The following is a 10,579-nucleotide window of genomic DNA, read 5'->3' as shown; positions in this document are numbered from 1 at the left end:
GTCGCGGCGGCCCACGACGACGTGGCGATCATCGCCTCGGAGCGCGAGCCCAAGGAGTCCGCCCTCGTCGGGATGCACGGTTCCATGACCCCCGTCGAGCAGCTCGTCCCGCTCCTCGAAGTACGCTCCTGACCGGGCGCCGCCCGCCCGTCTCCCCGCCCGCCCCGAAAGGTTCTCAACTCCCCATGCCCGAGCTGGTGTTCTTCTCCGGAACGATGGACTGCGGAAAGAGCACGCTGGCTCTGCAGATCGAGCACAACCGCTCGGCCCGCGGACTCCAGGGGATGATCTTCACGCGGGACGACCGCGCGGGCGAGGGCAAGCTCTCCTCCCGGCTCGGCCTCGTGACCGACGCGATCGAGGCGGCGGACGACTTCGACTTCTACGCCCACCTCGTCGACCACCTGACACAGGGCGGCCGCGCGGACTACGTGATCGCGGACGAGGCGCAGTTCCTGGCCCCGGACCAGATCGACCAGCTCGCCAGGGTCGTCGACGACCTCGGCCTGGACGTCTTCGCCTTCGGCATCACCACGGACTTCCGCTCCAAGCTCTTCCCGGGCTCTCAGCGCCTGGTCGAGCTCGCCGACCGTGTCGAGGTGCTCCAGGTCGAGGCCCTGTGCTGGTGCGGCGCCCGCGCCACGCACAACGCGCGCACCATAGGCGGCGAGATGGTCGTCGAGGGTGCTCAGGTGGTGGTCGGGGACGTCAACCAGGCGCCGGACGAGGTGGGTTACGAAGTGCTGTGCCGTCGCCATCACCGGCGCAGGACGACGGCGGCGACCGCACGCGCGGGCGCCCTGTCGCCCGACGTGCTGCCGGTCGACACGGTCGCCGCCCGCGCCTGACTCAGGCGTCCGCCCGTGAACGCACGACGGTGAAGACCGCGCCCTCCGGGTCCGCGACCGTCGCCATCCGTCCGTAGGAGCCCTCCCAGGCGGGCTTGACGACGTGGCCGCCGAGCTCGGCCACCCGCTCCACCGCCTCGTCCACGTCGGCGACTTCGAAGTGCGTCATCCAGTGCGGCCCCCGGTCGCGCGGCAGCGCCTGTCCCAGGCCGTGCACGGAGGCGACCGGCCGGCCGTCCACATGCAGCGTCACGTAGTCGAAGTCCGCCGAGACGACGGCCTCCACGGTGCAGTCGAAGACATTTTGGTAGAACTTGACGACACCGGCCGTCTCCAGCGTCACCAGTTCGTTCCAGGTCGCCGTGCCGGGCCTGCCGGCCACCTCGGTGCCCCGATGGGCCGCCGCCTGCCAGAGGCCGAACACGGCGCCCGTCGGGTCCGACGCGATGGCCAGCCGCCCCGCCTCGCCCGCGTCGAGCGGGCCGACGCCGACCGTGCCGCCGCAGTGGCGCACCGCCTCCGCCGTCGCGTCCGCGTCGTCCGTCGCCAGATAGGTCGTCCAGGCGATGGGCAGGTGGCGGTCGGCGGGCAGTCGGCCGATGCCCGCCACCTCGTGGCCGTCGAGCAGGGCGCGCACGTACGGGCCGAGTTGCTCCGGGCCCGGACGGAACTCCCACCCGAAGAGTGACCCGTAGAACTCCTGGGTCGCGGGCAGGTCGCGCGTCATCAGGCTCACCCAGCAGGGTGTACCGGGCTTGTGCCGACCGGTCCCCCCGCCGTCCTGCCGCACTTTCCCGAAGGGGTCCGACGAGCTCTGTCCTGACGAGCTCTGATCGGGGGAGGCCCCATTCGCCCGCGCCTCGGTCATCGTCACCCTCTCCTCGGCCTCCGTGTCGGCCGCTCGGTTCTCATTCGAATGCGCGTCCGATAGCCGCGCGGACTCTCCAGCCCGTGCAGATGCTCGCACCGCCTGTCGCGCCGCGCGCCCCGGCCGCGCCGCAGTGGCCGGCTTCCCGCGGAAGATGCCCGATTTCTGGCTACTCATCCGTGAACGTGCGATTGCTGAGCGGTGTCGATCCATCGAACAGGGCGTGCATGGTTCCATACGCCCCGTGTTCGGGCGGTGTCCGGCGGAGCAGGGTAGCCGGACCTCGGCGGCGCGACTACCCCGTACGCAAGGATGGGGCCATGAATGCCATCATCTCCGCATCCGAACTCGCGAGCGAGCTGGCGGGCGAGAACCCGCCGGTCGTGCTCGACGTCCGCTGGCACCACGAGGGCTCCCTGCGTTCCGCGTACGAGGAAGGGCACATTCCGACGGCGGTCTTCGTCGACCTGGACGCTGACCTGGCCGGTCCCGCCGGCTCCGGAGGGCGGCACCCCCTGCCCGACGTGGGTCGCTTCGGTGCCGTGATGAGGGCGGCCGGGGTCTCGCGGGACCGGGACGTCGTCGTGTACGACGGTGGCCAGAACTGGGCGGCGGCACGTCTGTGGTGGATGCTCCGCTGGACGGGGCATGCGTCCGTTCGTGTCCTTGACGGCGGCATCGGACTGTGGGCGGGACCGCTGGAGCAGGGCGCGGGCGCGGCCCCCGCCGAGGGCTCCTTCGAACCGGCTCCGAACAGCAAGGACCTGCTGGACGCGGACTCCGCCGCGGCCCTGGCCCGCTCCGGCCTGCTCCTGGACGCCCGCGCCGCCGAGCGCTACCGCGGCGAGATCGAGCCGATCGACAGCGTGGCCGGACACATCCCGGGCGCGGTCTCGGCGCCCACTACGGAGAACGTCGCTCCGGACGGCCGCTTCAGGCCCGCAGCAGAGCTGGCCGACCGCTTCAAGGGGCTGGGCGCCGCCGACACCGCGGAGATCGGCGTCTACTGCGGCTCGGGCGTCTCGAGCGCCCATGAGGTGCTCGCCCTCGCGGTGGCGGGGATTCCGGCCGCGCTGTACGTCGGCTCGTGGTCGGAGTGGTCGGCCGACCCCGCGCGGCCCGTGGCCACGGGCGCGGACCCGCAGTAGAACGCGAACGGGACCCGCAGGAGGGCGCTGACAGGACCCGCAGTAGAACGCGAACGGGACCCGCACCCCTTGGGTGCGGGTCCCCTCGTCCGACAACTGCCCGCTGCTACTCCTGCTTCTTGCGGCGGGTGCCGAAGACGATCTCGTCCCAGCTGGGGACCGCCGCGCGTCGGCCCGGCCGCACGCCGTCGGCCTCCGCCTGGCGGTCGGTGGAGCCGACGAGACGGTCGCGGTGGCTCGCCACCGAGCGCGGCATGAGCACATCCGCATAGGCGGCGCCCGCACCGGCCGATGCCGCCGGGGGCTCCTCGGCGTCCGGCTCCTGCTCGGGCTCCTCCGTGACGGCCGGCGGCAGCTCCGCGGTGGCGGCCGAGGGGCGCTCGGGCACCACCATGTCGCCGCGGAAGCTGGGCACCGCCTCCAGGAGGCTGGTCAGGGAGTCGCGCTCCTGCTCGGCCACCGCGGCGCCCGCTCCGATGCCCTCCTCCGGGGGATCGGCGGGCGGGGCGGGGATGCTCGGGCGGTCCAGCTGACGGTCCAGGGCGCGGTCGAGCGGCCGGTCCGCCGGGCGGTCCCGGGGGAGCCGTGCGATGCGCGGCACGAACGGGAAGCTGGGCTCGGGCGCGGCGATGTCGTCCGTCTCGCCGATCAGCGAACGCGCTTCCTCGTCCACGGCCTGGACGAGCCGCCGGGGCGGGTCGTACGTCCAGCACGCGGAGTGCGGCTCGGTCGCGACGCGGTAGACGAGCAGGACCTCCCAGGTGCCGTCGTCACGGCGCCAGGAGTCCCACTGGACGGTGTCCTTGTCGGCGCCCCGCAGCAGCAGTCGCTCCTGGACGGCCTCGCCGAGCTGGGGTCCGGTGTTCTCGCCGGGACGGCGAACGGGGGTCTTCCTGGCGCGCTCCGCCATGAAGGCGCGCTCGGCGAGCACTGGCCCTTCGAAGCGGCGGACGCGATCGACCGGGATGCCCGCGAGCTGGGCCACTTCTTCCGCGCTTGCACCGGCACGTATACGTGCCTGGATGTCGCGGGGGCGGAGGTGGCTCTCCACCTCGATTTCGATCTGTCCGAGTCGGGGCCTGTCGCCGCGGACGGCCGCACGCAGCCGTTCGTCGATCGGAAGCGTGTACTCCGTGCTGTCCGCAGCCTTCAGCACCAGCCGTGTGCCGTCGTTGCTGACGGCCACGACACGCAGTTCGGGCATGGGGACCTCCCGGGTGGTGCCTGCCGACGTCACGTGCGTCGCTGCTTCCGCTAGTCGAGTGTGGCCTGCCCGGGTGCAGCCTGCCACAACCTTGCCGAGTTGCCCGGCGTGTCGGGCAGGGGCCCTGGATCGCCGTTATGGCACGGTTACCTGTTCGCAACGCTAAGTGACGACGTTCGTCACCCTGTGCAGCGAGCCCCCCACCCGGCGGTCCTGGAAGGCCCCGGGCACCCTGGCGGGAGACCGGACCCAGGGCTCGCAACAGTACTCCATTCGGGCCATGCGGGTGGACCGCCGCGCCGCCGAACTTCTCGGGGAGGACGGGAGTTGGCGGTCGCCCCTGCCTCGCCCTGCCCGGCGCCGCTCGCGTCCAGGTGGCGCACTTCACGGAAACACCAGAAACGGAACTAATCGCTTCGCCCATACGTCCCTGTCTCGTGTAGTCGGTCGAGAAAGGCAGGCAAGGGTCGGAGATGCGTGAAAAGCCGGATTCCGGCAAGGAGTCGAAGGACCAGGAGGAGCCGGAGGGCAAGCGGCGCCTCGATCTGAGCGTGCCGCAGGTGGCGGGAAGTGCCATCGCCGCGGTCGTGGCGGCGAAGCTCGCCTCGAACCTCGGTGTCTACGGAACGATCCTCGGCGCCGGTGTCGTGAGCGCGATCGCGACCTGTGGCGGCACTGTCTTCCAGCACTTCTTCAGGCGCACGGGCGAGCAGATACGTGACGTCACGGTGCAGGCCAAGCCGAAGGCGCGACAGGTCCCGGTTTCGGCCGCGGCGCAGGTGCCCGAGACCTTCAGAACCTCCGCTCATACGGGTTATACGGGCGCCATCGGCGCGACGGGGCCGGTGACCACGACGTGGGGCAGACCACAGGCGTCCGCCCCGGACGCCGGGGCGGACGCGACCTCGCTGTTGCCGACGGCCGCGGACGCGGATCCCACCACGGTGCTGCCCGCAGCGGGAACGGACCCCACGACGGTGCCGCCCCCCGCGGGCCACGCGGATGCCACGACGATGCTGCCGTCCGTGGGGGACGCGGACCCCACCACGATGCTGCCCTCCGCGGGGGCAGGCGCCGACGCCGAGAGGACGCAGTTCCTCGGGGTGGTCGACCCCACGCAGGCGTTGCCGCGCGACGACGCCACGCGCGTGCTCCGCACCGCGGGCCCGGCCCAGGGGACGGCGCCCACGACCGCCTTCGAACCTCCGCTCCCGTCGGACGAGTTCACCGAGGGCACGACCCACCGCACGCAGATCCGCAGCTGGAAGCGGCCGTTGATCGCCGCGGCCGTCGTCTTCGGTGTCGCCATGGCGGGCATCACCACGTACGAGCTGGTCTCCGGCAAGGACCTGAGCGGCGGCGAGGGCACCACGATCAGCAACGGTGTCTCGGGGCGCAACTCCTCTCCGCAGAAGCAGTCCACCCCCGTCGACGAGCCCTCCGGGCAGCCGTCCGGCGACGGCACGTCGGGCACCGGTGACGGCTCCCAGGAGGGTGGCGACAACGCCTCGCAGGACCCGAACGGAACCGACGGCGGCACCTCGGGCAACGGCACGGGCAACGGCACCGACTCCGGTTCCAAGGACGACACGGGCAAGGACAACGGCACCGATCCGGACAAGGGCAAGGACGACGGCGACGGCTCCGACTCCGGAGACGACGGTTCCAAGACGGACCCGACGCCCACGCCCACTCCGACCCCGACGCCCACCCCGTCGAAGGGCTCGGGCACCGGCTCCGACCCCCAGCAGGGCGGAACGCCCACTCCGTAGAGGTGGCTCGGCGCCGGGGGAATGGTCAGGCGCCGAGGACCCGACGCAGGTAGTCGTTGCCGAACAGCCGGTCCGGGTCGAGGCGGTCGCGCAGGGCGGTGAACTCGCCGAAGCGGGGGTACTTCTTGGCGAAGTACTCCGCATCGCGCGTGTGCACCTTGCCCCAGTGCGGCCGCCCCTCGTGCGCGGTGAAGATCCGCTCGGCGGCCGTGAAGTACGCCTGGTACGGCGTGCCCCGGTACATGTGGACGGCGATGTACGCGGTCTCCCGGCCCGACGCCGTGGAGAGCGTGATGTCGTCGGCGGGCGCCGTGCGGACCTCCACGGGGAAGCTGATCCGCAGCCGCGAGCGGTCCACCATCGACTTCAGCTCGCGCAGGGTCGCCACGAGGGCCTCGCGCGGAACGGCGTACTCCATCTCCATGAAGCGCACCCGGCGCGGGCTGGTGAAGACCTTGTAGGGGATGTCCGTGTACGTCCGCGCGGAGAGCGCCTTGCTGGAGATCTTGGCGATGCCGGGGATGGCGGCGGGGACGGCCCGCCCCAGGGTATTGACCACCTGGAAGAGGCCGTTGGAGAGCAGCTCGTCCTCCACGAAGGCGCTGACCTTGCCGGGCGGGGCCGCGGGGCCCGGACTGCGGTTGTTGCGCTTGGTGTTGCAGCTGCCGGTGTGCGGGAACCAGTAGAACTCGAAGTGCTCGTTCTCGGTGACGAGCGCGTCGAAGTCGTCGGTGACCTTGTCGAAGGTCATCGGCTCCTCGCGGGCCGTGAGGAAGAAGATCGGCTCCACGGCGAAGGTGATCGCGGTGATCACGCCGAGCGCGCCGAGTCCGATGCGCGCGGCGGCGAAGACGTCGGGGTTCTCGTCGGCGGAGCAGGTCAGGACGGTGCCGTCGGCGGTGATCAGTTCGAGGCCGACGATCTGAGCGGCTATCGAGGCCGAGTCGCGGCCCGTGCCGTGTGTGCCGGTGCTGATGGCTCCGGAGACGGTCTGTTCCATGATGTCGCCCATGTTCGTGAGCGACAGGCCCTCGCGGGCGAGCGCCGCGTTCAGGCGCTTCAGCGGGGTGCCGGCCTCCACGGTGACGGTGCCGGCCGCGCGGTCGATTCCGCGGATGCCGGTGAGCAGGTCGGGGCGTATGAGCAGGCCGTCGGTGGAGGCGGTCGGCGTGAAGGAGTGCCCCGTGCCGACGGGCTTCGCCTTCAGGCCGTCCTCCTTGGCCCGGCGCAGGGCGGCCGCCAGTTCGTCGACCGAGGCGGGGGTGACCTCCCGGGCCGGTCGTGCGGTGACGTTGCCTGCCCAGTTACGCCACGTCGCTGTGCTCTTCCCGCTGCCCGTGCCCGTGCTCATGGGTCCCTCCCCGTTGCGGAACCGGCCGCTTCAGCCGGCGATACCCCAGGAATCCGACCGCGGCCGCGACGGCCCCGGAGATCCCCGGTACCCCGTACCCGGCCCCCGATCCCGCGGCGTCGATGACCCAGCCGGCCGCGGAGGAGCCGAGCGCGACGCCGACCGCGAGTCCCGTGCTCACCCACGTCATGCCCTCGGTCAGTTTCGCGCGTGGTACGTGCTGCTCGACGAGGGCCATCGTCGTGATCATCGTCGGCGCGATGGAGAGGCCCGCCACGAACAACGCCACGGCCAGAAACAGAAGGTTCCCGACCAGTTGAAGCGGGATCATACTCACGGCCATCGCACAGACACCCAGCAGCCACCTGGGGGCGGGTGCCCCCTTGAAGTGCACGAGCCCGAAGGCCGCGCCGGCCAGACAGGAGCCGAGCGCGTAGACGGCGAGGACCAGGCTCGCCGCGGACTTGTGGCCCTGGTCCTCCGCGTACGCCACGGTCACCACGTCGATCGACCCGAAGATCGCGCCGGTCGCGACGAAGGTGGCGACGAGCACCTGAAGGCCCGCGCTGCGGAGCGCCGACTCCCTGGTGTGGTGTTCGCGCGGGTGCGGCACCGGCTCGGTGGCCCGCTGGGCCGTCAGCCAGAAGACGCCCACGGCGAGGAAGGCGCCCGCGAGCAGCGGCCCGGCCTCGGGGAACCACACCGTGGAGAGTCCGATCGAGACGATCGGACCGAAGATGAAGCAGACCTCGTCCACCACCGACTCGAAGGAGTACGCGGTGTGGATCTGCGGGGTGCCGTGGTAGAGCACGGCCCAGCGCGCCCGGATCATCGAGCCCACGCTCGGCACGCAGCCGACCAGTGCGGCGAAGACGAACAGCGTCCAGTCGGGCGCCTCGAACTTCGCGCAGAGCAACAGCCCCGCGACCGCGGCCAGGGACACCAGCGTCGCGGGACGGAGCACCCGGCGCTGGCCGTACCGGTCGACGAGCCGGGAGATCTGCGGCCCGATCGCGGCGGCGGACAGCGCCACGGTCGCCGACAGCGCGCCCGCGAGGCCGTACCTCCCGGTGAGCTGGGACACCATGGTCACGATGCCGATGCCCATCATCGACAGCGGCATGCGGCCGAGGAACCCGGCGGTGGAGAACGCCTTGGTGCCGGGGGCGGCGAATATGGCGCGGTAGGGGCTGGGCACGTGGACTCCGCTGGAACGCCGGAGCGGCTCCCCAAGGAGGGCCCCGGTAAGGCATGAAGATGGCCGATACAGATTACGGCTCCCGCGGGTCCCGGCGCACCGTGATTCTTCCGGACGGCGGAGGCCGTTTTCCGCCTGTCGGTGGCGGGTGGCAGGATCGGATACATGTCCGATGCGCTGGATCCCACTCCGTACGACGCCCTGCTGCTGCTCTCCTTCGGCGGTCCCGAAGGCCCGGACGACGTCGTCCCGTTCCTGGAGAACGTGACGCGCGGGCGCGGCATCCCCAAGGAGCGGCTCAAGGAGGTGGGGCAGCACTACTTCCTGTTCGGCGGGGTCAGCCCCATCAACGACCAGAACCGCGCCCTGCTCGACGCTTTGCGCAAGGACTTCGCGGAGCACGGCCTTGACCTGCCGGTCTACTGGGGCAACCGCAACTGGGCGCCCTACCTGACCGACACCCTGCGCGAGATGGTCACCGACGGCCACCGCCGCATCCTCGTCCTCGCCACCAGTGCGTACGCCTCGTACTCGGGCTGCCGGCAGTACCGCGAGAACCTCGCCGACTCCCTCGCCGTCCTGGAGTCCGAGGGCCTGGAGCTGCCGAAGATCGACAAGCTCCGGCACTACTTCAACCACCCCGGCTTCGTGCGACCCATGATCGACGGCGTCCTGAAGTCCCTCGCCGACCTCCCCGACGACGTCCGGCAGGGCGCGCACCTCGCCTTCACCACGCACTCGATCCCGAACGCCGCGGCGGACGCCTCGGGCCCCGTCGAGGACCACGGCGACGGCGGTGCGTACGTCAAGGAACACCTGGACGTGGCCCGCCTCATCGCCGACGTCGTCCAGGACGAGACCGGCGTCGAGCACCCCTGGCAGCTCGTCTACCAGTCCCGCAGCGGCGCCCCGCACATCCCGTGGCTCGAGCCCGACATCTGCGACCACCTGGAGGAGCGGCACGGCGCCGGGGCCCCCGCGGTGGTCATGGTCCCCATCGGCTTCGTGTCGGACCACATGGAGGTCCTGTACGACCTCGACACCGAGGCCGAGGCCAAGGCGGCGGAGCTCGGCCTTCCGGTGCGCCGCTCGGCAACCGTCGGGGCCGACCCGCGATTCGCCGCGGCGATCAGGGAACTGGTCCTGGAGCGGGCCGCCGCCGAGAGCGGCACGCCCGTGACCCCCTGCGCCCTGGGCTCCCTCGGCGCGAGCCACGACCTGTGCCCGGTGGGCTGCTGTCCGGCCCGCGCCCCGAAGCCCGCGGCCGCGGGCGCCGACAGCCCGTACGCGTAAGGACCCCGCCGTGACCGAAGTGACCGACCCGGCCGGCTCGACCGGCTCGCCCGAACCGACCGGCCTCAAGGCAGAGCTCCTCGCCGTCGCCCTGGAGGCCGCCCACCGCGCAGGGACCTTCCTGCGCGACGGACGCCCCGACGACCTGGGCGTGGCCGCCACCAAGTCCAGCGCCGTCGACGTCGTCACCGAGATGGACATCGCCTCCGAGAAGCTGATCACCGACTTCCTCGCCGAGCGCAGGCCGGCCGACGGCGTGCTCGGCGAGGAGGGCGCGAGCTCCGAGGGCAGCAGCGGCGTCCAGTGGGTCGTCGACCCCATCGACGGCACCGTCAACTACCTCTACGGACGGCCCGACTGGTCCGTGTCCATCGCCGCCCGCAAGGACGGCGAGACGCTCGTCGGGGTCGTGCACGCCCCGATGCGCGGGGAGACGTACCGCGCGGTTCTCGGAGAGGGCGCCCACATCAACGACGTGCCCGCGCGCGTGCGCCCCGCCCCCTCCTTCGACCAGGCCCTGATCGGCACCGGCTTCGGCTACGTCGCCGAGCGCCGCGCCCAGCAGGCCGAAGTGGCGCGCCACCTGATCCCGAAGGTGCGGGACATCCGGCGCGGCGGGTCGGCTGCCATCGACCTGTGCGACGTCGCGGTGGGCCGGCTCGACGCCTACTACGAGCGGGGGCTGAACCCCTGGGACTACGCGGCGGGCGACCTCGTCGCCCGGGAAGCGGGCGCGCTGACCGGTGGCCGCCCCGGAGACGCCCTGTCGGGCGAGCTGGCCATCGCCGCCCCGCCCGCCCTCTTCGAGACGCTCCAGGGCCTCCTGGAGGACCTCGGCGCCTGGCACGACTGAGAAACCACCGGCCACGACCGGGAAACCACACGGAAGGGCCCCGA

General features: G+C 71.9%; 9 protein-coding genes and 1 pseudogene. 6 read left to right on the top strand and 4 right to left on the bottom strand.

Annotated features, from left to right (window positions below; all coding sequences use genetic code 11):
• Both AOK03_RS43685 and AOK03_RS00530 read left to right on the top strand, forming a co-directional pair.
• Nucleotides 1-132 (top strand): annotated as a pseudogene (locus tag AOK03_RS43685) (alkaline phosphatase family protein); the annotation flags it as partial.
• Nucleotides 133-185: 53 nt separating this feature from the next.
• Nucleotides 186-848, top strand: coding sequence for a thymidine kinase (locus AOK03_RS00530; protein WP_055563089.1), 663 nt, complete (start codon nt 186-188; stop codon nt 846-848).
• Between the two features lies 1 nt (nt 849).
• Here AOK03_RS00530 and AOK03_RS00525 read toward each other — a convergent pair whose 3' ends face one another.
• Complete coding sequence (locus AOK03_RS00525) at nt 850-1,575, bottom strand: VOC family protein (protein ID WP_079074368.1); 726 nt, start codon at nt 1,573-1,575, stop codon at nt 850-852.
• Nucleotides 1,576-2,036: 461 nt separating this feature from the next.
• On the opposite strand from AOK03_RS00525, the gene AOK03_RS00520 reads away from it, so the two are divergent.
• Nucleotides 2,037-2,864: a sulfurtransferase gene (locus AOK03_RS00520; RefSeq protein ID WP_055563087.1), complete on the top strand. Its 828-nt coding sequence runs from the start codon at nt 2,037-2,039 to the stop codon at nt 2,862-2,864.
• A gap of 106 nt (nt 2,865-2,970) precedes the next feature.
• On the opposite strand, the gene sepH is transcribed toward AOK03_RS00520, so the two are convergent.
• Nucleotides 2,971-4,068, bottom strand: coding sequence for a septation protein SepH (gene sepH, locus AOK03_RS00515; RefSeq protein ID WP_055563086.1), 1,098 nt, complete (start codon nt 4,066-4,068; stop codon nt 2,971-2,973).
• Nucleotides 4,069-4,541: 473 nt separating this feature from the next.
• Here sepH and AOK03_RS00510 point away from each other — a divergent pair, with 473 nt between their 5' ends.
• Nucleotides 4,542-5,840 carry a hypothetical protein gene (locus tag AOK03_RS00510; protein WP_055563085.1) on the top strand — a complete coding sequence of 433 codons (1,299 nt, stop codon included), beginning with the start codon at nt 4,542-4,544 and terminating at the stop codon, nt 5,838-5,840.
• Nucleotides 5,841-5,865: 25 nt separating this feature from the next.
• On the opposite strand, the gene AOK03_RS00505 is transcribed toward AOK03_RS00510, so the two are convergent.
• Nucleotides 5,866-7,191, bottom strand: coding sequence for a D-arabinono-1,4-lactone oxidase (locus AOK03_RS00505; RefSeq protein WP_055563084.1), 1,326 nt, complete (start codon nt 7,189-7,191; stop codon nt 5,866-5,868).
• Nucleotides 7,145-8,389: an MFS transporter gene (locus AOK03_RS00500; protein ID WP_055563083.1), complete on the bottom strand. Its 1,245-nt coding sequence runs from the start codon at nt 8,387-8,389 to the stop codon at nt 7,145-7,147. The genes AOK03_RS00505 and AOK03_RS00500 overlap by 47 nt, the downstream gene beginning before the upstream one ends.
• A 165-nt stretch (nt 8,390-8,554) precedes the next feature.
• Here AOK03_RS00500 and AOK03_RS00495 point away from each other — a divergent pair, with 165 nt between their 5' ends.
• Nucleotides 8,555-9,682, top strand: coding sequence for a ferrochelatase (locus AOK03_RS00495; protein WP_055563082.1), 1,128 nt, complete (start codon nt 8,555-8,557; stop codon nt 9,680-9,682).
• Nucleotides 9,683-9,701: 19 nt separating this feature from the next.
• The gene (locus tag AOK03_RS00490; protein ID WP_055563090.1) at nt 9,702-10,535 is read left to right on the top strand and encodes an inositol monophosphatase family protein; all 834 of its coding nucleotides are present in this window, start codon (nt 9,702-9,704) and stop codon (nt 10,533-10,535) included.
• The last annotated feature ends 44 nt before the right edge of the window (nt 10,536-10,579 follow it).

This window comes from Streptomyces atriruber (assembly GCF_001418325.1).
GTDB classification, from domain to species: Bacteria; Actinomycetota; Actinomycetes; order Streptomycetales; family Streptomycetaceae; genus Streptomyces; species Streptomyces atriruber.
The sequence above is the reverse complement of the archived record's forward strand: the minus strand, read 5'-3'. Positions and strand labels throughout refer to the sequence as shown.

Coding starts and splice junctions, on each gene's coding strand:
- AOK03_RS00530 (WP_055563089.1), top strand. CDS start 186: ATGCCCGAGCTGGTGTTCTTCTCCGGAACGATGGACTGCGGAAAGAGC.
- AOK03_RS00525 (WP_079074368.1), bottom strand. CDS start 1,575: ATGACGCGCGACCTGCCCGCGACCCAGGAGTTCTACGGGTCACTCTTC.
- AOK03_RS00520 (WP_055563087.1), top strand. CDS start 2,037: ATGAATGCCATCATCTCCGCATCCGAACTCGCGAGCGAGCTGGCGGGC.
- sepH (WP_055563086.1), bottom strand. CDS start 4,068: ATGCCCGAACTGCGTGTCGTGGCCGTCAGCAACGACGGCACACGGCTG.
- AOK03_RS00510 (WP_055563085.1), top strand. CDS start 4,542: ATGCGTGAAAAGCCGGATTCCGGCAAGGAGTCGAAGGACCAGGAGGAG.
- AOK03_RS00505 (WP_055563084.1), bottom strand. CDS start 7,191: ATGAGCACGGGCACGGGCAGCGGGAAGAGCACAGCGACGTGGCGTAAC.
- AOK03_RS00495 (WP_055563082.1), top strand. CDS start 8,555: ATGTCCGATGCGCTGGATCCCACTCCGTACGACGCCCTGCTGCTGCTC.